General features: G+C 64.1%; 23 protein-coding genes and 2 pseudogenes. 13 read left to right on the forward strand and 12 right to left on the reverse strand.

Annotated elements, in window-relative coordinates:
- Nucleotides 1-40: 40 nt before the first annotated feature.
- A complete protein-coding gene (locus tag ACIPZB_RS00370) occupies nucleotides 41-262 on the reverse strand; it encodes a DUF1161 domain-containing protein (protein WP_400638563.1) in 222 nt (73 codons plus the stop codon).
- Nucleotides 263-364: 102 nt separating this feature from the next.
- Complete coding sequence (locus ACIPZB_RS00375) at nucleotides 365-580, reverse strand: dodecin (RefSeq protein WP_008095448.1); 216 nt, start codon at nucleotides 578-580, stop codon at nucleotides 365-367.
- 150 nt (nucleotides 581-730) lie between these two features.
- Here ACIPZB_RS00375 and ACIPZB_RS00380 point away from each other — a divergent pair, with 150 nt between their 5' ends.
- Complete coding sequence (locus ACIPZB_RS00380; RefSeq protein ID WP_008095450.1) at nucleotides 731-1,054, forward strand: YqjD family protein; 324 nt, start codon at nucleotides 731-733, stop codon at nucleotides 1,052-1,054.
- On the opposite strand, the gene ACIPZB_RS00385 is transcribed toward ACIPZB_RS00380, so the two are convergent.
- Nucleotides 1,051-1,947 carry a LysR family transcriptional regulator gene (locus ACIPZB_RS00385; RefSeq protein ID WP_400638564.1) on the reverse strand — a complete coding sequence of 299 codons (897 nt, stop codon included), beginning with the start codon at nucleotides 1,945-1,947 and terminating at the stop codon, nucleotides 1,051-1,053. The genes ACIPZB_RS00380 and ACIPZB_RS00385 overlap by 4 nt on opposite strands.
- Before the next feature lie 110 nt (nucleotides 1,948-2,057).
- On the opposite strand from ACIPZB_RS00385, the gene trpB reads away from it, so the two are divergent.
- Nucleotides 2,058-3,275, forward strand: a complete 1,218-nt coding sequence (trpB, locus tag ACIPZB_RS00390; RefSeq protein WP_400638565.1) for a tryptophan synthase subunit beta — start codon at nucleotides 2,058-2,060, stop codon at nucleotides 3,273-3,275.
- Nucleotides 3,272-4,081, forward strand: coding sequence for a tryptophan synthase subunit alpha (trpA, locus tag ACIPZB_RS00395; RefSeq protein ID WP_008095456.1), 810 nt, complete (start codon nucleotides 3,272-3,274; stop codon nucleotides 4,079-4,081). The genes trpB and trpA overlap by 4 nt, the downstream gene beginning before the upstream one ends.
- Nucleotides 4,082-4,184: 103 nt before the next feature.
- On the opposite strand, the gene ACIPZB_RS00400 is transcribed toward trpA, so the two are convergent.
- Complete coding sequence (locus tag ACIPZB_RS00400) at nucleotides 4,185-4,517, reverse strand: DOPA 4,5-dioxygenase family protein (protein WP_400638566.1); 333 nt, start codon at nucleotides 4,515-4,517, stop codon at nucleotides 4,185-4,187.
- A gap of 52 nt (nucleotides 4,518-4,569) precedes the next feature.
- On the opposite strand from ACIPZB_RS00400, the gene ACIPZB_RS00405 reads away from it, so the two are divergent.
- A complete protein-coding gene (locus ACIPZB_RS00405; protein ID WP_400638567.1) occupies nucleotides 4,570-5,184 on the forward strand; it encodes an NAD(P)-dependent oxidoreductase in 615 nt (204 codons plus the stop codon).
- 120 nt (nucleotides 5,185-5,304) lie between these two features.
- Here ACIPZB_RS00405 and ACIPZB_RS00410 read toward each other — a convergent pair whose 3' ends face one another.
- Nucleotides 5,305-6,204, reverse strand: coding sequence for a choline sulfate utilization transcriptional regulator (locus ACIPZB_RS00410; protein WP_400638568.1), 900 nt, complete (start codon nucleotides 6,202-6,204; stop codon nucleotides 5,305-5,307).
- A 109-nt stretch (nucleotides 6,205-6,313) separates the two neighbouring features.
- On the opposite strand from ACIPZB_RS00410, the gene betC reads away from it, so the two are divergent.
- From betC to ACIPZB_RS00425, 3 genes are all read left to right on the forward strand, one after another.
- A complete protein-coding gene (gene betC, locus ACIPZB_RS00415; protein ID WP_400638569.1) occupies nucleotides 6,314-7,831 on the forward strand; it encodes a choline-sulfatase in 1,518 nt (505 codons plus the stop codon).
- A 15-nt stretch (nucleotides 7,832-7,846) separates the two neighbouring features.
- A complete protein-coding gene (gene choX / locus ACIPZB_RS00420; RefSeq protein ID WP_400638570.1) occupies nucleotides 7,847-8,770 on the forward strand; it encodes a choline ABC transporter substrate-binding protein in 924 nt (307 codons plus the stop codon).
- A gap of 96 nt (nucleotides 8,771-8,866) precedes the next feature.
- Complete coding sequence (locus ACIPZB_RS00425; protein ID WP_400638571.1) at nucleotides 8,867-10,432, forward strand: SulP family inorganic anion transporter; 1,566 nt, start codon at nucleotides 8,867-8,869, stop codon at nucleotides 10,430-10,432.
- 116 nt (nucleotides 10,433-10,548) lie between these two features.
- On the opposite strand, the gene aroE is transcribed toward ACIPZB_RS00425, so the two are convergent.
- Nucleotides 10,549-11,373, reverse strand: a complete 825-nt coding sequence (gene aroE / locus ACIPZB_RS00430) for a shikimate dehydrogenase (protein ID WP_400638572.1) — start codon at nucleotides 11,371-11,373, stop codon at nucleotides 10,549-10,551.
- Between the two features lie 25 nt (nucleotides 11,374-11,398).
- Entirely contained in the window at nucleotides 11,399-12,310 is a 912-nt protein-coding gene (gene hemF, locus ACIPZB_RS00435; RefSeq protein ID WP_400638573.1) for an oxygen-dependent coproporphyrinogen oxidase, read from the reverse strand.
- Between the two features lie 134 nt (nucleotides 12,311-12,444).
- Here hemF and ACIPZB_RS00440 point away from each other — a divergent pair, with 134 nt between their 5' ends.
- Complete coding sequence (locus ACIPZB_RS00440) at nucleotides 12,445-13,422, forward strand: NADPH:quinone reductase (RefSeq protein ID WP_400638574.1); 978 nt, start codon at nucleotides 12,445-12,447, stop codon at nucleotides 13,420-13,422.
- A gap of 178 nt (nucleotides 13,423-13,600) precedes the next feature.
- Here the strand turns inward: ACIPZB_RS00440 and ACIPZB_RS00445 are convergent.
- From ACIPZB_RS00445 to dprA, 5 genes and pseudogenes are all read right to left on the reverse strand, one after another.
- A pseudogene (locus ACIPZB_RS00445) lies at nucleotides 13,601-13,786 on the reverse strand (Txe/YoeB family addiction module toxin); the annotation flags it as partial.
- Nucleotides 13,786-13,890: pseudogene (locus ACIPZB_RS00450) on the reverse strand (type II toxin-antitoxin system Phd/YefM family antitoxin); the annotation flags it as partial. The pseudogenes ACIPZB_RS00450 and ACIPZB_RS00445, both read right to left, overlap by 1 nt.
- A 324-nt stretch (nucleotides 13,891-14,214) precedes the next feature.
- A complete protein-coding gene (locus ACIPZB_RS00455) occupies nucleotides 14,215-14,523 on the reverse strand; it encodes a DUF3077 domain-containing protein (protein ID WP_400638575.1) in 309 nt (102 codons plus the stop codon).
- A 449-nt stretch (nucleotides 14,524-14,972) separates the two neighbouring features.
- A complete protein-coding gene (locus tag ACIPZB_RS00460; RefSeq protein WP_176511733.1) occupies nucleotides 14,973-15,530 on the reverse strand; it encodes an L-threonylcarbamoyladenylate synthase in 558 nt (185 codons plus the stop codon).
- Nucleotides 15,531-15,568: 38 nt separating this feature from the next.
- Complete coding sequence (gene dprA / locus ACIPZB_RS00465) at nucleotides 15,569-16,666, reverse strand: DNA-processing protein DprA (protein WP_400638576.1); 1,098 nt, start codon at nucleotides 16,664-16,666, stop codon at nucleotides 15,569-15,571.
- 206 nt (nucleotides 16,667-16,872) lie between these two features.
- On the opposite strand from dprA, the gene def reads away from it, so the two are divergent.
- From def to ACIPZB_RS00490, 5 genes are read left to right on the forward strand one after another with little or no spacing between them, the layout of a single operon-like run.
- A complete protein-coding gene (gene def / locus ACIPZB_RS00470) occupies nucleotides 16,873-17,379 on the forward strand; it encodes a peptide deformylase (protein ID WP_176511735.1) in 507 nt (168 codons plus the stop codon).
- Between the two features lie 60 nt (nucleotides 17,380-17,439).
- Nucleotides 17,440-18,372 (forward strand): methionyl-tRNA formyltransferase, encoded by a 933-nt coding sequence (gene fmt / locus ACIPZB_RS00475; protein ID WP_400638577.1) that lies wholly within the window; start codon nucleotides 17,440-17,442, stop codon nucleotides 18,370-18,372.
- The gene (gene rsmB, locus ACIPZB_RS00480; RefSeq protein WP_400638578.1) at nucleotides 18,369-19,679 is read left to right on the forward strand and encodes a 16S rRNA (cytosine(967)-C(5))-methyltransferase RsmB; all 1,311 of its coding nucleotides are present in this window, start codon (nucleotides 18,369-18,371) and stop codon (nucleotides 19,677-19,679) included. Before fmt ends, rsmB begins: the two co-directional genes overlap by 4 nt.
- 21 nt (nucleotides 19,680-19,700) lie before the next feature.
- Entirely contained in the window at nucleotides 19,701-21,074 is a 1,374-nt protein-coding gene (gene trkA / locus ACIPZB_RS00485; protein ID WP_008096552.1) for a Trk system potassium transporter TrkA, read from the forward strand.
- A gap of 11 nt (nucleotides 21,075-21,085) precedes the next feature.
- A complete protein-coding gene (locus tag ACIPZB_RS00490) occupies nucleotides 21,086-21,394 on the forward strand; it encodes a tetratricopeptide repeat protein (protein WP_400638579.1) in 309 nt (102 codons plus the stop codon).
- The last annotated feature ends 46 nt before the right edge of the window (nucleotides 21,395-21,440 follow it).

Genomic DNA, 21,440 nt, shown 5'->3' on the forward strand with positions numbered 1-21,440 from the left:
GTACCTGTGGGAGCCGGCTCGCCGGCGATCGGGCCACCGCTCAACCGCGACGATAGACAATTTCCTTGGCGCCACCTTCACAGTTGCCCACCACCTTGCCAGCCGGGTCGCCCTTCTTGACGATCTCCAGGGTGTAACCCTTCACCCCTTTGGCATCCAGCTTCGCCGCAATCTCCGCCTTGAGCGCCTCGCACGACTTCCCGGCCGCCATCGCACCACCCGCCAGTGCCATCAGCCCTACTGCCAGAACCAGTTTCTTCATCGCTCGCTTTCCTTGTTCAGATGAAAATCAAAAAGGGCGCCGGCCAGGCGCCCCTTTGACTGTATCACGCCATCACGCCGGGCTTTGCCAGCCCCACGCGGCTCAGCTGTTGGCGATGCGGAAGCCCACCTTGAGCGTGACCTGAAAGTGCGCCGCCTTGTCGCCGCGGATATGGCCACGGGTATCGATCACCTCGAACCATTCCAGGTGCTTGATGCTCTTGGCCGCTTCGGCCAGGGCATTGTTGATCGCCTCTTCGATGCTGGTCGGCGAAGACCCCACCAGCTCGATCTTTTTGTAGGTGTGATGATCGGACATGAGCGCACTCCTTGATTGACGGTGAGATTGAGCCTAGCAGCGCAGGCCTGGTTTACCTGCGAACCATCGCCGCCGGGTAAAGTTCGATCGCACTTTCGTCGGCCCACGCAGTCGCAATCCTTACAGTCCATTCTGTAAAGGAGAGTCAACATGCACCGCAACTCGCTGCGTAAAACGTCCCTGGAAAGCATGGAAGCGGAGATCGAAAGCCTTCTGAAAAGCCTGGAAAACCTCAAGCACGACGCCTCGGAGGAATCCCAGAAGTCGGTGAAGGCCATCCGCAGCAACGCGGAAAGCGCGCTGAAGCACTCGCGCAGCCTGCTCAGCGATGCTTATGAGGAAGTGAAGACCCGTACCCGCCAGACGGGCATCGCCACCCGCGACTACGCCCAGGAACACCCCGTCACCACCGCCGGGGTGGCGATTGGCGCGCTCGGCCTGCTGGCAGCCTACTTGCTGTACCGCCGCAACTAACCGGCCTGCCGGCCCAACTCGCGGCGCAGCCACTGCGCCAACTGCTCGGCGCGCCCATCCGCGGCGCGCCGTGGCACCCACAGCGCCAGCGCCGCAGGCGTCGGCGAAAAGCCCCAGGGCGCGCACAGCCGCCCGGCGCGCAAGTCGTCCGCCACCAACGGCTGAGGCGCGATAGCCACGCCCAGGCCAGCCACCGCCGCTTCGAGCAAGTAGTACAGGTGCTCGAAGGCTTGACCGTACTTCACCTCGGCAACCTCCAGACCCTGTTCCTCGACCCAGGTCGGCCACGCCTGCGGGCGGGAAGTGGTGTGCAGCAACGCCTCGCCGAGCAAGGCCTTGGCGGGCGCGCCACGCAAGCGCTCGAAGCCGGCGTAGTGCGGGCTGAGTACCGGCCCGATGCGCTCCTCGGCCAGCACATGCACCTGCATGTCTGCAGGCCACGGGGGCTCGGCATAGACCAGCAGCGCATCCAGCCCCGGCCGCCGCGGATCGAGGTCGCCTTCGCCCGCCGACAGGTGCAGGCGCAACTCGGGCAAGTCGGCATTGAGCCGCCCGAGCCTGGGGATAAACCAGCGCGCCAGCAGGCTGCCGGAGCAGCCCAGCACGAACGGTGCCTCGCGGGTATCTCGGCTCAGCTCGGCACACACCCCGCGCAGCTTGTCGAAGGCTTCGCCGCTGGCATCGCGCAGCCTGATACCGGCATCTGTGAGTTTGATGCCGCGCCCGTCCTTGACGAACAAGGCCACCCCCAGGTGCTGCTCCAGCACCTTGATCTGCCGGCTTACGGCACCATGGGTCACGTGCAGCACTTCGGCGGCCTGGCTGACACTGTTGAGCCGGGCAGTCGCCTCGAAGGCCCGCAGGGCGTTGAGGGGAGGGAGGTCCTGGGCCATATGACGTGTGAGTTTTCCTGACAGGTTTGCGCAATCTTATCGGTTTTCAGCCGGGCTTGCCGTGGTTAGAGTAAAGCCCATCACTCATTGCTAACGCCCTGGAGCGCCCCATGACCCAGACCCAATACCGCGCCGGCCCAGACGCCAACGGCCTGTTCGGCTCGTTCGGCGGCCGCTACGTGGCCGAAACCCTGATGCCGCTGGTGCTGGACCTGGCCCGCGAGTACGAAGCGGCCAAGGCCGACCCCAAGTTCCTCGAAGAACTGGCCTACTTCCAGCGCGACTACATCGGCCGCCCCAACCCGCTGTACTTCGCCGAGCGCCTGACCGAGCACTGCGGCGGCGCGAAGATCTTCTTCAAGCGTGAAGAGCTCAACCACACCGGCGCGCACAAGGTGAACAACTGCATCGGCCAGGTGCTGCTGGCCAAGCGCATGGGCAAGAAACGCCTGATCGCCGAAACCGGCGCCGGCATGCACGGTGTGGCCACCGCCACCGTCGCCGCCCGCTTCGGCCTGCCCTGCGTGATCTACATGGGCGCCACCGACATCGAGCGCCAGCAGGCCAACGTGTTCCGCATGAAGCTGCTGGGCGCCGAGATCGTGCCGGTCACCGCCGGTACCGGTACGCTGAAGGACGCCATGAACGAGGCCCTGCGCGACTGGGTCACCAACGTCGACGACACCTTCTACCTGATCGGCACCGTGGCAGGCCCGCACCCATACCCAGCCATGGTCCGCGACTTCCAGTCGATCATCGGCAAGGAAACCCGCGCCCAGCTGCAAGAGAAGGAAGGCCGCCTGCCTGACAGCCTGATCGCCTGCGTGGGCGGTGGCTCCAACGCCATGGGCCTGTTCCACGACTTCCTCGACGACGCCAGCGTACAGATCATCGGCGTCGAAGCCGGCGGCCACGGTGTCGATACCGACAAGCACGCCGCCAGCCTCAACGGCGGTGTACCGGGCGTGCTGCACGGCAACCGCACCTACCTGCTGCAGGACGACGACGGCCAGATCACCGACGCCCACTCGATCTCCGCCGGCCTGGACTACCCCGGGATCGGCCCGGAACATGCCTACCTGCACGAAGTGAAGCGCGTGGAGTACGTCAGCATCACCGATGAAGAGGCCCTCGACGCCTTCCACGCCACCTGCCGCCTGGAAGGCATCATCCCGGCCCTGGAAAGCTCCCACGCGCTGGCCGAGGCGATCAAGCGCGCGCCGACCCTGCCCAAGGACCACTTGATGGTGATCTGCCTGTCGGGCCGCGGCGACAAAGACATGCAAACCGTGATGAACCACATGGCCGCCCAGGAGAAACAGGCATGAGCCGTCTTGAACAACGCTTCGCCGACCTGAAAGCCGAAGGCCGCGCCGCCCTGGTCACCTTCGTGACCGCGGGCGACCCTGGCTACGACGCCTCGCTGCAGATCCTCAAGGGCCTGCCGGCTGCCGGTGCCGACGTGATCGAACTGGGCATGCCGTTCACCGACCCGATGGCCGATGGCGTGGCCATTCAGCTGGCCACCCTGCGCGCGCTGGAAGCTGGCCAGACCCTGGCCAAGACCCTGCAGATGGTGCGTGAATTCCGCGTTGGCAACCAGGCTACGCCGATCGTGCTGATGGGCTACTACAACCCGATCCATCGCTTTGGTGTAGAGAAGTTCGTCGCCGAGGCCAAAGAGGCCGGCGTCGATGGCCTGATCATCGTCGACCTGCCGCCGGAGCACGACGCCGAGCTGGCCACCCCGGCCCAGGCTGCCGGCATCGACTTCATTCGCCTGACCACCCCGACTACCGACGATGCGCGCCTGCCGCGCGTGCTGGAGCGCAGCTCCGGGTTCGTCTACTACGTGTCGGTGGCCGGTGTGACCGGTGCAGGCTCGGCGACCACCGAGCACGTGACCGAGGCGATTACCCGCCTGCGCCGGCATACCGACCTGCCGATCAGCGTTGGTTTCGGTATTCGCACGCCGGAGCAGGCGGCGGCGATTGCCCGTTTGGCCGATGGCGTGGTGGTGGGGTCGGCGCTGGTCGACAAGATCGCTCAGGCCAAGGATGCCGATCAGGCTGTCAGCGATGTATTGAGCCTGTGCTCGGCCCTGGCTGAAGGGGTGCGCGGCGCGCGTTCCTGATCCGCGTCGCCTTCATCGCCGGCAAGCCGGCTCCCACAGGGTTAGCGCTGCACATGCCCACTGTGGGAGCCGGCTTGCCGGCGATAGGGCCAGCAAAACCAACCTATTCCTCAAAGATCGACAGATCCAAAGGCCGCACGGCCCCCATCCAGATCGCATGATCCCGGTGATCCGCCAGCTCATCCCCGGTCAGCGGGTGTAAAAACACCACCAGCCCCCTCCGATACAACGCCAACCACGGCAAAACCACCCCCACCACCTCCGGCCCGAACGCCAGCTGGCAGCTCCAGTCCGGGTGCGGCCCGACCGGCTTCTGGTGCAGGCGGCCCATGGTCACGGGAAACAGCCGCGCCGCTTCCTCGCACAGGTTGCGGGCCTGCTCGATGGTCGATGCGTCGTAGTAAACGTGGGCGTGATAGCCCTTGATCCTCTGCACGATAACTCCTGATTGCGGTCAAACCATCACCACCTGCAAAGGGAGTGACGTGGTGAAAAATGCCGAAACCCCAGTGTTCAAACTGGTGCTGTTCGGGGCTGAGAGCAGCCTGGGCAGTGCCCTGATGGTCGAGCTGCTGTCGCGCCAGCATGAAGTCACGGCCGTGGTCGATGACCTCAATCGCCATGCCCCGCGCCCCGGCCTGCATTTCAAGATAGGCGGGCTGGCGAGTGCTGACCAGGCGGAGCAGGGCGCCGCAGGCGGCTCGGCAGTGATTGCCCTGCTTCCGGCGCTGGCGCCGGGTGATCTGCCTGCACAGTGGCGGATGAGCGAGGCGCTGGTGGCCGGGCTAAGTCGCACGACTATACGCCGGCTGCTGCTGGTGGGCGATTTCGCTGTACTGGATACGCCGGGCAGCTACTCCGACGAGGAACGTGGGTGCGTCGATCAGGTGGTCGATGCACTGCAGCGCAGTGCTTTGCACTGGACGCTGATCAATGCGCCGCAGGACTACCCTGGAATGGGGATCGAGCACTTTCGCACGACCAGCGGCACGGTGGAGCCGGAGCTGGATGAGCCGTTGCGGCGCTTGGCCGGGGTGGCGGCGGGGATGGTCGACATGCTGGAGCTGGGGCTGCATCGGGGTGAGCATCTGAACTTTGTTTGATAGATCGCTGGGGCTGCTTTGCAGCCCTTTCGCGACACAAGGCCGCTCCTACAGCGGTCGCGGTGCCTTTGTAGGAGCGGCCTTGTGTCGCGAAAGGGTCGCAAAGCGGCCCCAAAAGCCTCACTGCCCCCGCTCATTTTCCAGCCAATCCACGAATCGCTCAATCAGCGCCCCCCGCCGCTTGCGCGGCGGCAGCACCGCGTAATACCCCCGCCTGGACCGCAAACTCCCCTCCAACGGGCGGCACAGCAACCCTTGCTCCACCAACCCATCAACCAGATGCCCCCAACCAATCGCCACCCCCTGGCCGGCGATCGCCGCCTGGATCAGCAGCGTGTAGTTATCGAACCGCAACTGCCCTGGCGGCGGCGGGCTGGTCACGCCAAACCCGCGAAACACCCCCGCCCAATCGAACCAGCCACTGGACTGTTCGCCCCGCAAATGAAGCAAGGGCAAACGCTGCAAAGCCACGGCTGACAAGGGTTTGCCATGAATCAGCCGAGGGCTGCAGACCGGGAAGACTTCCTCATCGAACAGCCAACGGCTCTCACCCTGATGAAAGCGCCCATCGCCGAACAGCACCGCCACGTCGATATCCGGCCGCAGCATGGCCTGGCTGCGCTCACCCGTCACCAGGCTCACATCGACCAGTGGGTAAGCCTCATGGAAGCGCTGCAGGCGAGGCATCAGCCAGTAGGCTGCAAAGGCAAAGTCGGTGGCCACCTGCAGCACCTCTCGCTGGCCACGCCCACTGACTTCGGCAATGCCATCGTCCATCGCCTGCAGGCCCTGGTGGACCTGTTCGAACAACTGCCGGCCCGCCTCGGTCAGTTCGATACCTCGGTAGATGCGGTCGAACAACCGCGTACTCAACTGCGCTTCCAGGCGTTTGACCTGCTGGCTCACCGCCGGCTGCGTGGTGCCCAGCTCCAGCGCGGCGGCCGTAAACCCCCGCAGGCGCGCGGCGGCTTCAAACACGCGCAAGGTATCCAGTGACAGCTCGGCGAGGTGGTCAAACATAAGCTCGGCTAATCCCAGTCATTGCCCGCCATGGGCTTTACCCATGTTAGCCCCAGTCGCATCTTGGTAGGCAAGCGGTTCGCATAACCCTAAACAATGGAAGCCTCCCATGACGCGCCCGAATATCCTGTTCATCATGGCCGACCAGATGGCCGCCCCCCTGCTGCCGATCTACGCCCCATCGCCCATCCAGATGCCGCACCTGAGCCGCCTGGCCGAACAGGCGGTGGTGTTCGATTCGGCCTACTGCAACAGCCCGTTGTGCGCGCCGTCACGCTTCACCCTGGTCAGTGGCCAGCTGCCCAGTCGCATCGGCGCCTACGACAATGCCGCCGACTTCCCCGCCGACATACCCACCTACGCCCACTACTTGCGCCGGCTCGGCTATCGCACGGCGCTGTCGGGCAAGATGCATTTCTGCGGCCCGGACCAGTTGCATGGGTACGAACAACGCCTGACCAGCGACATCTACCCTGCCGACTACGGCTGGGCGGTGAACTGGGATGCCCTGGACGCGCGCCCGAGCTGGTACCACAACATGTCGTCGGTGCTGCAAGCCGGCCCCTGCGTGCGTACCAATCAGCTGGATTTCGATGAGGAGGTGGTGTTCAAGGCGCGCCAGTACCTGTATGACCATGTGCGCGAAAACGATGGCCGGCCGTTCTGCCTGACCGTATCCATGACCCACCCGCACGACCCGTACACCATTCCCAAGCGCTACTGGGATCGCTACGAAGGTGTGGATATCCCCATGCCCCGCGCCGAGTTCAGCCAGCAAGCACTGGACCCGCATTCACAACGCCTGCTCAAGGTCTACGACCTGTGGGACAAGCCCCTGCCTGTGGACAAGATCCACGACGCCCGCCGCGCCTATTTCGGCGCCTGCAGCTACATCGACGACAACATCGGCCAGCTGCTGCAGACCCTGGAGGAATGCAACCTGGCCGACGACACCCTGATCGTGTTCTCCGGCGACCATGGCGACATGCTTGGCGAGCGCGGGCTCTGGTACAAGATGCACTGGTTCGAGATGTCGGCGCGGGTGCCGCTGCTCATCCACGCGCCCAAGCGCTTCGCCGCGTTGCGCGTGAGTGCCTCGGTATCGACCTGCGACCTGCTGCCGACCCTGGTGGAACTGGCCGGCGGGGCTGTGGATAAATCCCTGCACCTGGACGGCCGCTCGCTGCTCGGCCATTTGCAGGGGCAGGGCGGCCACGACGAGGTGATTGGCGAATACATGGCAGAAGGCACGGTCGGCCCGCTGATGATGATCCGCCGCGGCGCCTACAAGTTCGTATACAGCGAAGACGACCCCTGTTTACTCTATGACCTGAGCCGCGACCCGCACGAACGGGAGAACCTCACCGGCAGCCCTGACCACCAAGGGGTGCTGCAGGCATTTGTCGATGAAGCCCGCGCGCGTTGGGATATCCCCAGCCTGCGCCAGCAGGTATTGGCCAGCCAAAGGCGCCGCCGCCTGGTGGCCGAGGCGCTGGCCATCGGCACGCTGAAAAGCTGGGACCACCAACCCTGGGTGGACGCCAGCCAACAGTACATGCGCAATCACATCGATCTCGACGACCTCGAGCGCAAGGCACGTTATCCACAGCCCGCACCCATGGATTGATGAAGAGAGGCCGCCATGCACAAGTTCTCCACCGCCGTGATCGCCCTGGCCCTTGGCCTGGCCAACGTCACGGCCCACGCCGACGATGCGCAATGCAGCACCGTGAAGCTGGCCGACCCCGGCTGGAGCGACATTGCATCCACCAATGCCATTGCCCGGCTGCTTCTGGAGCGCCTGGGCTACCAGGTCAAGGTCGACAGCCTGGCGGTGCCGATCATCTACGGCGGCCTGAAGGACGGCAAGGTCGATGCCTTCCTCGGCAACTGGATGCCAGCGCAGCAGGGCTTCCATGACAAATTCGTCGCCAATGGCGATGTGCAGCAACTCTCGCGCAACCTGGAGGGAACCGAATTCACCCTGGCGGTGCCCGACTACGTGTGGAATGCCGGCGTGAAGGATTTCGCGGACTTGCAGAAACACGCCGACCAGTTCGACAAGAAGCTTTACGGCATAGGCTCCGGCGCCCCCGCCAACCTGTCGCTGAAGGCGATCATCGACAAGAATGAGTTCGACCTCGGCCAGTGGAAGCTGGTGGAGTCGAGTGAGCAGGCGATGCTGGCGCAGGTCGACCGCGCGGTGAAGAAGAACCAGTTCATCACCTTCCTCGGCTGGACACCGCACCCGATGAACGTGAAGTTGAAGATGCACTACCTGACTGGCGGGGAGCAGTGGTTTGGCAGCAAAGGCGAGGTCTACACCCTGACTCGCAAGGGTTATCCACAAGCCTGCCCGAATGCGGCTAAGCTGCTGGGCAACCTGAAATTTACCCTGGACATGGAAAACAGCATCATGGCCGAGGTTGTGGATAAGAAGATCAGCTTCGATGAGGCGGCCGAGGCTTGGGTCAAGGCGAACCCCCAGGTAATCGAGGGTTGGTTGGATGGGGTGACCACCATGGCCGGGGGCAGTGCTCTGGAAGCGGTCAACACTCATTTGTAGAACCTGTACCGGCCTCATCGCCCCCTGTGGGAGCCGGCTTGCCGGCGATGAGGCCAGTAAAGCCAGCACAAGACAGCCCCCTATGCGAGTTGCCCCATGATTCACCTGACCCACCTGCTGCCCTTCCTCACCTGGCTCCCCCGCCAATCGGGCCGCAGCCTGCGCCAGGACCTGCTGGTGGGCCTGAGCGGTGCGATTCTCGCCCTGCCACAATCGATCGCCTACGCCCTGATCGCCGGCCTGCCCGCCGAATACGGCCTGTACGCCGCCATCGTGCCGGTGCTGATCGCCTGCTTGTGGGGCTCCTCCTGGCACCTGATCTGCGGCCCCACCGCCGCCATCTCCATTGTCCTCTACGCCAGCATCAGCCCCTTGGCCGTGGCCGGCAGCGACGACTACGTCACCCTGGTGTTGCTGCTGACGTTCCTCGGCGGCATTTTCCAATTGCTGCTCGGCCTGCTGCGCTTCGGCGCGCTGGTCAATTTCGTCTCCCATTCGGTGGTGCTCGGGTTTACCCTGGGCGCCGCCATCGTCATCGCCCTCGGCCAGTTGCCGAACCTGATGGGCATGGATCTGCCGAGCCAGGCCACGGCGCTGAAGACCGTGCAGGACCTGGCTAGCCATGCCGGCGAGGTCGACCTGCCATCGCTGCTGCTTGGCCTGGCTACCGTTGTAATCGGGGTGGCCTTCAAACTCTGGCGTCCGCGCTGGCCGAGCCTGTTGATAAGCCTGGTACTGGTCAGCCTGATGGCCTGGCTGCTGCCGGGCTTCTTCGGCCATGTGGCACGGGTACCGGCCTTCACTGGCCAGCTGCCGCCGCTCAGCCCACTGCCCTTGCTGGACCTGGAACTGATCTTGCGCCTACTGCCCAGCGCCGTTGCGGTAGGCATGCTCGGCTTGGTGACCAGCCTGTCGATCGCCCGCTCGCTGTCGGCACGCTCCGAGCAACTGATCGACGCCGACCAGGAAATCCGTGCACAGGGCTTGTCGAACATGGTCGGCGCGTTCTTCTCCGGTTACCTGTCTTCCGGTTCTTTCACCCGCTCGGGCCTGAGCTACGAAGCCGGCGCCCGTTCGCCTCTGGCCGGTGTGTTCTCGGCGCTGTGGGTGGCGCTGTTCGCGGTGACCGGTGCCGGCCTGATCGCGCACCTGCCAATTCCGGCCATGGCAGGCAGCATCCTGCTGATCTGTTGGGGGTTGGTTGACCACCGGGCTATCCGCGCGTTGTTCCGGGTAAGTCGTTCGGAGTTTCTGGTCATGGCGCTGACTGCTGCAGCGACCTTGCTGTTAGAGTTGCAGACGGCAATTTATGCCGGGGTGCTGGCTTCGCTGTTCTTCTACCTCAAGCGCACTTCGCGACCACGGGTGCAGCAGAGCCGCGAAGGGCAGGCCGACGTGCTGCGGGTGGGCGGGTCGATTTTCTTCGGGGCGGCGCATTATCTGCAGGTGCGGCTGCAGCGCTGCCAGGGGCCGCATGTGGTGATCGATGCGCGGCAGGTGAACTTTATCGATTACTCGGGGGTGGACATGCTGCACCGCGAGGCGCGGCGGTTGAGGCGGGCGGGGGGGAGTCTGACCTTGCACCGGGCCAGGCCGCAGGTGATCGAGGAATTGCAGAAGCTGGAAGGGATGGAGCTTTGTCCTATTCGATTTGAGGAGTGATCGTTGGGGCTGCTTTGCAGCCCTTTCGCGACACAAGGCCGCTCCTACAGGGGAGCGCGGTGCCTTTGTAGGAGCGGCCTTGTGTCGCGAAAGGGCCGCAAAGCGGCCCCAAAATCTCAGCCCCGCGCCAATTGCCGGCGCAGCTCGTCCAGCACCGGCCCGGTATCCGGCCGCACTCCACGCCAGATAAAGAACGCCTCAGCCGCCTGCTCAGCCAACATGCCCAGCCCATCCAGCACCTGGGCCGCGCCCAGCTTGCTCGCCCACTGGCAGAACGGCGTCGGCTCCTTGCCATACATCATGTCGTAGCACACCGTGCGCCCGGCCTCGACCAGGCTCTCGGCAATCGGCGGCAACTCGCCGGACAGGCTCGCCGAGGTGGCGTTGATGATCACGTCCACCGGCTCCTGCAACCAGCCAAACCCGCTGGCCACCACCGGCCCCAGCTCAGCGAACTCACGCGCCAGCTGCTCGGCCTTTTCCACGGTGCGGTTGGCGACCACCAGCGATTGCGGGTCGAGGGCCAGAATCGGCTCCAGCACACCCCGCACCGCCCCCCCGGCGCCCAGAATGAGAATGCGCTTGCCGGTCAGCTCGACCCCGGCATTCACCGTCAGGTCACGCACCAGGCCGGCGCCATCGGTGTTGTCACCTTGCAACGTGCCGTCCGCCAGCTTGCTCAATGTATTCACCGCCCCGGCACGCTGGGCGCGCGGGGTGAGGCTGTCGCACAGCCGGTAGGCCTCTTCCTTGAACGGCACGGTCACGTTGGCGCCGCTGCCTTGCTTGAAGAAGCCACGGGCACAGTCGCTGAACTCGTCCACCGGCGCCAGCAGGGTGGAGTACTCCAGGTCCTGGCCGGTCTGTTCGGCGAACAGCCGATGAATCAGCGGCGACTTGCTGTGGCCAATCGGGTTACCGAAAACGACGTACTGGTCCATGGGGGCTCCTCGGTTTTCCACAGGCTTACTGGGCGAGCCAGTCGCGGTCTTGCAGGAAGTATTCGGTCAGGCGTGCTTCCTCGCTGCCCGGCACGGCTTTCCAGTCGTAGCCCCAGCGTACCTGCGGCGGCAGCGACATGAGGATCGACTCGGTGCGACCGCCAGACTGCAGGCCGAACAGGGTGCCACGGTCGTAGACCAGGTTGAACTCCACGTAGCGACCGCGGCGGTACTCCTGGAACTCGCGCTGCTCAGGGGTGTAGGGCGTGTCCTTGCGGCGCTGGACGATGGGCAGGTAAGCATCGATGTAGGCATCGCCGATGGCGCGGATGAAAGCGAAGCAGGTGTCGAAGTCCCACTCGTTCAGGTCATCGAAGAACAATCCGCCAATGCCACGCGGCTCGCCCCGGTGCTTGAGGTGGAAGTAGCGGTCGCACCAGGCCTTGTAGCGCGGGTAGACGTCGGCGCCGAACGGCGCGCAAGCCTGCTCGGCCACGCGGTGCCAGTGGATGCAATCTTCTTCATTGCCGTAGTACGGGGTCAGGTCGAAGCCGCCACCGAACCACCAGACCGCTTCTTCGCCTTCCTTCTCGGCGATGAAGAACCGCACATTGGCGTGGGACGTCGGCACATGCGGGTTGTGCGGGTGGATCACCAGCGACACGCCCAAGGCTTCGAAACCACGGCCCGCCAGCTCGGGGCGGTGGGCGCTGGCCGACGGCGGCAGGCCGGCGCCGAACACGTGGGAGAAGTTCACGCCGCCTTTCTCGATCAGCTTGCCCTCGCCGATGACCCGCGTGCGCCCCCCGCCGCCAGCTTCGCGCACCCAGGCATCCTCGACGAAGCGGGCGCCGCCGTCTTCGGCTTCGAGGGCAGAGCAGATGCGGTCTTGCAGGTCGAGCAGGTAGGCTTTCACGGCCTCGGTGCGGCTAGTCATCGGGTCACCAGGAACGGGCAGGGAAGAATTCGCCGCGTAGCATACCACCGCCAGAGCGCGCGCCGCAGTTGACGGCGGTCAAGCAAAGGCGTCCGATAGAAGGCCTTTCCCGATCCCGACAACAGGAGTGCGAGATGGCCAAGCGTATCCAGTTCAGCCAGCATGGCGGCCCCGAAGTGCTGCAGCTTGTGGAGTTCGACCCGGCACCACCCGGGCCGCAGCAAGTACGCGTGCGTAACCATGCAATCGGCTTGAACTTCATCGACACCTATTTCCGCAACGGCCTGTACGCACCGCCTGCGCTGCCTTCGGGCCTGGGCACCGAGGGGGCTGGGGTGGTCGATGCGGTTGGTGAGGGCGTCACCCGTCTTAAGGTGGGTGACCGCGTGGCCTACGCCGTCGGCCCGCTGGGCGCCTACAGCGAAGTGCATACGCTGCCCGAAGCCAACCTGGTGAAGCTGCCCGACAACATCAGCTTCGAACAGGCGGCGGCGGTGATGCTCAAGGGTTTGACCGTGCAGTACCTGCTCAAGCAGACCTATGCCGTGCAGCCGGGCGATGTGATCTTGTTCCATGCCGCTGCCGGAGGCGTGGGCTCGCTGGCCTGCCAATGGGCCAAGGCGTTGGGCGCCAAACTGATCGGCACCGTCAGCTCAGCCGAGAAGGCCGAGCGGGCCAAGGCACTAGGGGCGTGGGCGACCATCGACTACAGCCGCGAAGATGTGGCCAAGCGGGTGCTGGAACTGACCGATGGCAAGAAATGCCCCGTGGTGTATGACGGCGTCGGCGCCGACACCTGGCTGACCTCGCTGGACTGCCTGCAGCCGCGTGGGTTGATGGTGAGCTTTGGCAATGCCTCGGGCGCGGTGAGTGGGGTGAACCTTGGGATTCTGGCGCAGAAGGGCGCGCTGTATGTCACCCGGCCGACCTTGGCCAGCTATGCCAACAATGCCGAGAACACCCAGGCCATGGCGGATGATCTGTTTGCCATGATTGGCAGTGGCAAGCTGGTTGTGGATATCCAGCAGCGTTATCCGCTGAGCGAGGCGGCCAAGGCCCAGACTGAACTGTCGGCGCGGCGGACTGTGGGATCGACTGTTCTACTGCCTTGAACCCTGGGGCCGCTTTGCGGCCCATTCGCCGGCAAGCCGGCTCCCACAGTATCTATGCCGCTCTTGCAGGCGGCGGTGTACCTGTGGGGGCTGGCTTGCCAGCGATAGCGCCAGATCAGCCAGCGGTAGTGTTCGCCATTGGCGCGCCTTCAATGCCCGGAGAAGACAGGCGACATGATCAATTATCGTAGTGGTATCTGCACTGCAAGATGGTCATCTGCCCACCTTCAAAGAGGTAGACCAGTCGGTGTTCGCGGGTAATACGACGAGACCAGAATCCTGAAAGATCACCCTTCAGAGGCTCAGGTTTGCCAGTGCCCTTGAAAGGGATACGCAGGCATTCCTTGATCAAAGTGTTGATTGCTCACCACGCTGTCGCGTGATGATCGCGGGTTCGTGATCCCGACATACATCATCCATCGTCTGCTTCAGGTCGGCGCGAGCCTGGCTAAAAGTCAGTACATGCATTTTTTCAAATCCTTCCCAGGCAGGGCCTGGATCAGGTTTTTCTCAACCCAACCAGGACAACTGGATGGGCAATAGGCTTGGGTCTGCAAACACAAACATTGTACAAGCCTAGGTACAAACCTCAACGCCTCATGGTCGGATACCAAGAAAACACGAAGCATAGAGTGGACGACTGAGAGCAGGGAGGTGATTGCCCTCTACAGTGCATGTAGGAAACATCTGCGTTGGAAGGATCGCTGACAAGCTGGCTCCCACGAATGCAGATCTGCTCTCAAGAGCGACTGATGAACCTGTGGGAGCCGGCTTGCCGGCGATAGCGCCAGATCAGCCGACAGCGTTTTTAGACACAGGTGAGGATTCAATGCCATCAAGCATCGCCTCTACCAACCCCTCTGCCATTTCGATCGCATGCAGGTTCGACCAGTACATGCCGCGGCCTTCTTCGCGCAGGTAATCGAGGGTCTTGTAGCCCGTCTCGTAGGCGCAGCGCAGGTAGAGCGCTACGTGGACCAGCGCGTCGGCGGCGGGGATGTTCGGGTTTACGCTGAAAAGCGGTTCGTGGCCGGCGTCGCAGCGGCCGAAAGAGCGAGTAGAAGTGCAGGGGAGTGGTGGATCGGGGACTATCTTTTTCATGTTTTGCTCCAGAACAGGAGCTGCCCTCCATCCGTTACCACACGGATTGGGTGGCAGCTGTACGCGGGGTGGTAAGCCGGGCTGGAGGCAATCCCGGTAGGCACGAAGCCTCCCGCGCACAGCCGCCATGGGCTGTCACCTTCCAGTACATCCACGGGTTACCACACCCGATCGCCAAGTTGTTCGGCGACGATGTGGAGACTAGAGGCAGGAGTTCCTACTGAGAAGATGATGGTATTCGATACGAGTTGTAGGAAATTTCCCAAATTCGTATTTGATAAGACACTTCAGAAAAGCCTGCGCCCCTTTGTAGGAGCGGCCTTGTGTCGCGAAAAGGGCCGCAAAGCGGCCCCCAAGTGCAATGCCGGTGCGGAAATTGATGGGGCTGCTGCGCAGCCCTTTCGCGACACAAGGCCGCTCCTACAGCAATTAGCGCTCACCCAAGAGGATCAGCCTGGGCGAACAACCTCGCCAGTGACCAGATCACGAATCACACTCGGATTCTTCCGCCCACCCAGCGCCCCACCGAGCACCAGGTCCAGTTGCCCGTGGAAATACTGCTCAACCCGCAACCGCGTCTTCGCCGCCGGCCGCCCACCCGGGTTGCACGACGTGGAAATCAACGGCCCCACCAACGCACACAACTCACGCACCTGCGGATGATCGCTGACCCGCAGCGCCACCGTGTCATGCTGCCCCGTCACCCACTCCGGCAACAGGTCCTGATGCGGCACCAGCCAGGTATTGGGCCCGGGCCAGGTACTGCCCATGCGGTCGATCCAGTCTTCCGGGAAATCCTCGAACAGGAAGTCGAACTGGCGGATGTTGTCGGCGACCAGAATCAGGCCTTTATCCACAGGCCGCGACTTGAGCGCCAGCAGGCGATACACCGCGTCCTCGTTCCAAGGGTCGCAGCCCAGGCCCCAGACCGCTTCCGTCGGGTAGGCGATTACCGCGCCCGCCCGAATCTCACGCGCGGCTTGTTGCACACGCCAACTGCTCACCATTTGTGTTTCTCCGCATTTAAGCCATGACGGCAGTTTACTTAGCCCACGCGGGCAAACCAACGCCCGGCTTCATTACTCACTCGGCCTTCGAGCTCCAGCTCGGTCAATTGCGCCAGCACCTGCGCCAGTGGCTGCTTGCTGCAAACCGCCAGTGCCTCGCTGGTCTGCGGCGCGGCATGCAGCAATGCCAGCAGGGGATGCGACGGTTTATCCACAATCACCGGCGGCATGTTGTGCCAACCCTGCAAGGTTTCCAGGATCTGTTCCACGCTTTCCACCAGCAACGCACCGTCGCGGATCAACTGGTGGCAGCCCTTGGCACCGGGATGGTGGATCGAACCGGGAATGGCATAGACCTCACGTCCCTGCTCGGCTGCCAGCCGGGCCGTGATCAACGAACCACTGGCCAGGCTCGCCTCGACCACCAGAACGCCAAGCGACAGCCCGCTGATAATGCGATTGCGCCGCGGGAAGTTGCCCGGCAGCGGCCCAGCATCCAGCGGAAACTCCGAAATCAGCGCGCTACCGCTGTCGACCATCGCCTTGGCCAGCTCACGGTGGCGCTGTGGATAAAGTTTTTGCAACCCCGTGCCGAGTACACCGATCGTGCCCCCTCCGGCCTGCAAGGCAGCCCGATGAGCGGCACCGTCGATCCCCAAGGCAAGGCCACTGGTGATGGTGAACCCGGCTTGCGACAGGTAACGGGCAAATCCTCTGGCGTTGTCGATGGCGGGGGGTGAAGCACGCCTGCTGCCCACAATTGCCAACTGCGGGCGGTCGAGCAACGCGGGCTCACCTGCCACGAAAAGCAGCGGTGGGGCATCGTCGATTTCGGCCAGCAGCGCGGGGTAACCTGGGCTGTCCCACATCAGCAAATGCTGGCCCGGCCGCTCTAACCAGGCCATTGCGGCCAATGCTCCGTCGCGCACCTGGGCACTGCGCCGGGCATCGATGGTGGCCTGCGCCATACCCAGCGCACGCCATGCCCCGGCCGGGGCACTGAGCGCCGAAGAGGCGCTGCCAAAAGCTTTCAGCAAGGCGTGAAAACGCCGCAACCCGACCTCGGGGAGGCGATGCAGACGCAATCGGGCCTCGATTTCGGCAGGCGAACAAAGCGACGAGTGGTGGGTAGACATGGGGATCATCCTTGATCGAAACAGGGCCAATTACGTGGCACAACCTGTGGATAACTGTGTGGGTAACAGTTTGAAAAGCTGTCCATGAATTGGACGCTACCAAGCCCATAGACACCCTAGTCGAGCTTGCCAGGTGCCGAAATCGTCGATTCCCTTTATTATGTGTGCTCAGTTTTCAACCGAACGCACAGTGACTGCCTGACCTTATGGCCATCTTGAACATTCTCGAATTCCCGGACCCGCGCCTGCGCACCCTTGCCAAACCGGTGACGGAGTTCGACGACGCCCTGCGTCAGCTGATCGACGACATGTTTGAAACCATGTACGAAGCCCCTGGCATCGGCCTGGCCGCTACCCAGGTCAACGTGCACAAGCAGGTTGTGGTCATGGACCTGAGCGAAGACCGCAGCGAGCCGCGCGTCTTCATCAACCCCACGGTCGAAGAGCTGACCCACGACATGGGCCAGTACCAGGAAGGCTGCCTGTCGGTGCCTGGCTTCTACGAGAACGTCGACCGCCCGTTGCGTGTGCGGGTCAAGGCCCAGGACCGCGACGGCAAGCCGTTCGAGCTGGAATGCGAAGGCCTGTTGGCGGTGTGCGTGCAGCACGAGTTCGATCACCTCAACGGCAAGCTGTTCGTTGACTACCTGTCGCAACTCAAACGCGACCGGATCAAGAAGAAGCTGGAAAAGCAGCACCGCCAGCAAGCCTGATCCCTACCTTCCAGAAGGCTTGCTCCGGCAAGCCTTTTTCTTTTTTGAAGCGAGAACTCCATGCGCATCGTCTTTGCAGGCACTCCAGAGTTTGCCGCCGAACACCTCAAGGCCCTGCTCGACAGCCCTTACGAGATCGTGGGCGTCTACACCCAGCCCGATCGCCCCGCCGGCCGTGGCCAGAAGCTCATGCCGAGCGCGGTCAAGGCACTGGCCGTGGCCCATGACATCCCGGTGTTCCAGCCGCCAACCCTGCGCAACGAAGACGCCCAGGCTGAACTCGCCGCGCTCAAGCCGGACCTGATGGTGGTGGTCGCCTACGGCCTGATCCTGCCCCAGGTGGTGCTGGACATCCCGCGCCTGGGCTGCATCAACAGCCACGCCTCCCTGCTGCCACGCTGGCGCGGTGCGGCGCCGATCCAGCGCGCCGTGGAAGCCGGCGACGCCGAGAGCGGCGTGACCGTGATGCGCATGGAAGCGGGCCTGGACACCGGCCCGATGCTGCTCAAGGTGGTCACCCCGATCAGTGCCGACGATACCGGTGGCAGCCTGCATGACCGCCTCGCCGAAATGGGCCCGCCTGCCGTGGTGCAAGCCATCGCCGGTCTGGCCGACGGCAGCCTGCAGGGCGAGGTACAGGACGATGCCCTGGCCACCTATGCACACAAGCTGAACAAGGACGAAGCGCGCATCGACTGGAACCGCCCGGCTGTCGAGCTGGAGCGTCTGATCCGTGCCTTCAACCCATGGCCGGTGTGCCACAGCACGCTCGATGGCGAGAGCGTGAAGGTTCTCGCCGCCAACTTGTCCACAGGCAAGGGCGCCCCGGGCGAGATCCTCTCAGCCAGCAAGGACGGCCTGGTGGTCGCCTGCGGTGACCAGGCCCTGAGCCTGACCCGCCTGCAATTGCCCGGTGGCAAGGCCCTGGCCTTCAGCGACCTGTTCAACAGCCGCCGCGAGAAGTTCGCCAGTGGCAAGGTGCTGGGCCAATGAACCCACGCCTCGCCGCCGCCCGTGCCTTGGCCGCTGTACTCAGCGGCAAGGCCTCGCTGAACAGCTCGCTGCCAGCGCAATTGGACAAGGTCGATGAACGCGACCGTGGCCTGACCCAGGACCTGGCATTCGGCACCGCCCGCTGGCAGCCACGCCTCGACCTGCTCGCAGCACAGCTGCTGCAAAAGCCGTTCAAGGCCGCCGATACCGATGTGCAGGCACTGCTGCTGGTCGGGCTGTACCAGCTGTTCTACACGCGCATCCCGGCCCACGCCGCCATCGGCGAAACCGTCGGCTGCGCCGACAAGCTGAAGAAGCCGTGGGCCAAAGGCCTGCTCAACGCCGTACTGCGCCGCGCCCAGCGTGAAGGCGAGGCGCTGCTCGCCGGCATGGAGCGTGACCCGGTGGTGCGCACCGCCCACCCGCGCTGGCTGCAGAAGTCGCTGAAAGCCTTCTGGCCGGAGCAGTGGGAAGCAATCTGCGCGGCCAACAACGCGCACCCGCCGATGATCCTGCGGGTCAACCGCCGCCACCACAGCCGCGATGCCTACCTGGCGCTGCTGGTCGAAGCCGGCATCGCTGCCAGCGCTTGCCAGTTCAGCCGCGACGGTATCGTCCTGGCTGAGGCCTGCGATGTGCGTGGCCTGCCGGGCTTCGCCGAAGGTTGGGTCAGCGTTCAGGACGAAGCTGCGCAGCTGTCTGCCGACCTGCTCGAACTCGCCCCCGGCCAGCGCGTGCTCGACGCCTGCTGCGCCCCGGGCGGCAAGACCTGCCACCTGCTCGAAGCCGAAGCGGGCCTGGCGCACCTGGTGGCCATCGACCTGGAAGCCAAGCGCCTGACCCGCGTGCGCGAAAACCTCGACCGCCTGCAGCTGGACGCCGAGTTGATCGCCTGCGATGCCCGCAACACCGCCAGCTGGTGGGACGGCAAGCCGTTCCAGCGCATCCTGCTCGACGCCCCGTGCTCGGCCACCGGCGTGATCCGCCGCCACCCGGACATCAAGCTGACCCGCCAGGCCGATGACATTCCGGCCCTGGCCGCCCTGCAAGGCGAACTGCTCGATGCCCTGTGGCCGACCCTGGAAGTCGGCGGCATGCTGCTGTATGCCACCTGCTCCAGCCTGCCGACCGAGAACACCGAAGTGATCGGCGCCTTCCTTGCCCGCACCCCAGGTGCCCGTGAGCTGGACCTGGCCACCGAAGCCGGCCTGCGCCAGCCCCACGGCCGCCAGTTGCTGGCCCAGGAAGGCGGCCACGACGGCTTCTACTATGCCAAGCTGATCAAGATTGCCGCCTCGCGCGGGTAAGCAAACGTTAGGGAGTAACGGATGAAGATCATCATCCTCGGCGCAGGGCAGGTGGGCGGGACGCTGGCGGAGCACCTGGCGAGCGAAGCCAACGACATCACCGTGGTCGATACCGACGGCGAGCGCCTGCGCGACCTTGGCGACCGCCTCGACATCCGCACCGTGCAGGGCCGCGGCTCGCTGCCAACGGTGCTGCGCCAGGCCGGTGCCGACGATGCCGACATGCTGGTGGCGGTGACCAACAGCGACGAAACCAACATGGTCGCCTGCCAGGTGGCCTATTCGCTGTTCCACACCCCGACCAAGATTGCCCGGGTGCGCGAGTCGGCCTACCTCACCCGCGAGGAGCTGTTCGACAACGACCATATCCCGGTGGACGTGCTGATCAGCCCCGAGCAGGTCGTGACCAACTACATCAAGCGCCTGATCGAGCATCCCGGCTCGCTGCAGGTGATCGACTTCGCCGAAGGCAAGGCGCAGCTGGTGGCGGTCAAGGCCTACTACGGCGGCCCACTGGTGGGCCAGCAACTGCGCCAGATCCGCGCGCACATGCCCAACGTCGACACCCGCGTGGCCGCGATCTTCCGCCGCGACCGGCCGATCACGCCGCGCGGCGACACGGTCATCGAGGCGGATGACGAAGTATTCTTCATCGCCGCACGCAAAGACATCCGGGCCGTGATGGGCGAGCTGCGCCGTATCGACGAAACCAACAAGCGCGTGGTCATCGCCGGCGGCGGGCAGATCGGCGAGCGCCTGGCCGAGGCCATCGAAAGCCGCTACCAGGTGAAGATCATCGAGATGAACCCGGCACGCTGCCGGCACCTTTCCGACACCCTGGAAAGCACCGTGGTGCTGCAGGGCAGCGCTTCGGACAAGGACCTGATGCTCGAAGAGAACATCGCCGACGCCGACATCTTCCTGGCCCTGACCAACGACGACGAGGCCAACATCATGTCGTCGCTGCTGGCCAAGCGCCTGGGTGCACGCAAGGTGATGACCATTATCAACAACCCGGCCTACGTCGACCTGGTGCAAGGAGGCGACATCGATATCGCCATCAGCCCGCAGCTGGCCACCATCGGTACCTTGCTGGCGCATGTGCGCCGGGGCGATATCGTCAGCGTGCACTCGTTGCGCCGCGGCGCGGCGGAGGCCATCGAGGCGGTGGCGCATGGTGATGCGAAGTCGAGCAAAGTGGTCAGCAAGGCCATCGAGGACATCGCCCTGCCGCCCGGCACCACCATCGGTGCGATCATCCGCGATGAACAAGTGCTGATCGCCCATGACGACACGGTGATCGAGTCGGGTGACCATGTGATCCTGTTCGTTGTGGATAAAAAGCATATTCGGGATGTGGAGAAGCTGTTCCACGTCGGCTTGAGTTTCTTCTAGGAGAAGAGGGAATGCGCGAATCGCTGGAGAAGATGCTGGCCAAGGGTGTGGATAACCCATTGCTGAGGTTTGGCCTGGGCAAGGCCTGGCTGGATGAGGGCAATGGTGCTGAAGCGGCGGTGCACCTGGCGCGCTGTGTGGAACAGGATCCGAAGTACTCGGCGGCGTGGAAGCTGCTGGGCAAGGCCTATCAGTTGCAGGGTGACCTGGCAGCGGCGCGCAAGGCCTGGGAAGACGGGATCGTGGCGGCGCAGGCCCATGGGGACAAGCAGGCCGAGAAGGAGATGGTGGTGTTTCTCAAGAAGTTGAACAAGGTCTGAGATTGCTGGGGCTGCTTTGCAGCCCTTTCGCGACACAAGGCCGCTC

Source organism: Pseudomonas sp. NPDC089396 (assembly GCF_044749545.1).
Classification (GTDB): Bacteria; Pseudomonadota; Gammaproteobacteria; order Pseudomonadales; family Pseudomonadaceae; genus Aquipseudomonas.

Bases quoted from the DNA above. Each gene is read 5' to 3' on its own strand.
- ACIPZB_RS00370 (WP_400638563.1), bottom strand. From the start codon at position 262: ATGAAGAAACTGGTTCTGGCAGTAGGGCTGATGGCACTGGCGGGTGGT.
- ACIPZB_RS00375 (WP_008095448.1), bottom strand. From the start codon at position 580: ATGTCCGATCATCACACCTACAAAAAGATCGAGCTGGTGGGGTCTTCG.
- ACIPZB_RS00380 (WP_008095450.1), top strand. From the start codon at position 731: ATGCACCGCAACTCGCTGCGTAAAACGTCCCTGGAAAGCATGGAAGCG.
- ACIPZB_RS00385 (WP_400638564.1), bottom strand. From the start codon at position 1,947: ATGGCCCAGGACCTCCCTCCCCTCAACGCCCTGCGGGCCTTCGAGGCG.
- trpB (WP_400638565.1), top strand. From the start codon at position 2,058: ATGACCCAGACCCAATACCGCGCCGGCCCAGACGCCAACGGCCTGTTC.
- trpA (WP_008095456.1), top strand. From the start codon at position 3,272: ATGAGCCGTCTTGAACAACGCTTCGCCGACCTGAAAGCCGAAGGCCGC.
- ACIPZB_RS00410 (WP_400638568.1), bottom strand. From the start codon at position 6,204: ATGTTTGACCACCTCGCCGAGCTGTCACTGGATACCTTGCGCGTGTTT.
- betC (WP_400638569.1), top strand. From the start codon at position 6,314: ATGACGCGCCCGAATATCCTGTTCATCATGGCCGACCAGATGGCCGCC.
- choX (WP_400638570.1), top strand. From the start codon at position 7,847: ATGCACAAGTTCTCCACCGCCGTGATCGCCCTGGCCCTTGGCCTGGCC.
- ACIPZB_RS00425 (WP_400638571.1), top strand. From the start codon at position 8,867: ATGATTCACCTGACCCACCTGCTGCCCTTCCTCACCTGGCTCCCCCGC.
- aroE (WP_400638572.1), bottom strand. From the start codon at position 11,373: ATGGACCAGTACGTCGTTTTCGGTAACCCGATTGGCCACAGCAAGTCG.
- hemF (WP_400638573.1), bottom strand. From the start codon at position 12,310: ATGACTAGCCGCACCGAGGCCGTGAAAGCCTACCTGCTCGACCTGCAA.
- ACIPZB_RS00440 (WP_400638574.1), top strand. From the start codon at position 12,445: ATGGCCAAGCGTATCCAGTTCAGCCAGCATGGCGGCCCCGAAGTGCTG.
- ACIPZB_RS00455 (WP_400638575.1), bottom strand. From the start codon at position 14,523: ATGAAAAAGATAGTCCCCGATCCACCACTCCCCTGCACTTCTACTCGC.
- ACIPZB_RS00460 (WP_176511733.1), bottom strand. From the start codon at position 15,530: ATGGTGAGCAGTTGGCGTGTGCAACAAGCCGCGCGTGAGATTCGGGCG.
- dprA (WP_400638576.1), bottom strand. From the start codon at position 16,666: ATGTCTACCCACCACTCGTCGCTTTGTTCGCCTGCCGAAATCGAGGCC.
- def (WP_176511735.1), top strand. From the start codon at position 16,873: ATGGCCATCTTGAACATTCTCGAATTCCCGGACCCGCGCCTGCGCACC.
- fmt (WP_400638577.1), top strand. From the start codon at position 17,440: ATGCGCATCGTCTTTGCAGGCACTCCAGAGTTTGCCGCCGAACACCTC.
- rsmB (WP_400638578.1), top strand. From the start codon at position 18,369: ATGAACCCACGCCTCGCCGCCGCCCGTGCCTTGGCCGCTGTACTCAGC.
- trkA (WP_008096552.1), top strand. From the start codon at position 19,701: ATGAAGATCATCATCCTCGGCGCAGGGCAGGTGGGCGGGACGCTGGCG.
- ACIPZB_RS00490 (WP_400638579.1), top strand. From the start codon at position 21,086: ATGCGCGAATCGCTGGAGAAGATGCTGGCCAAGGGTGTGGATAACCCA.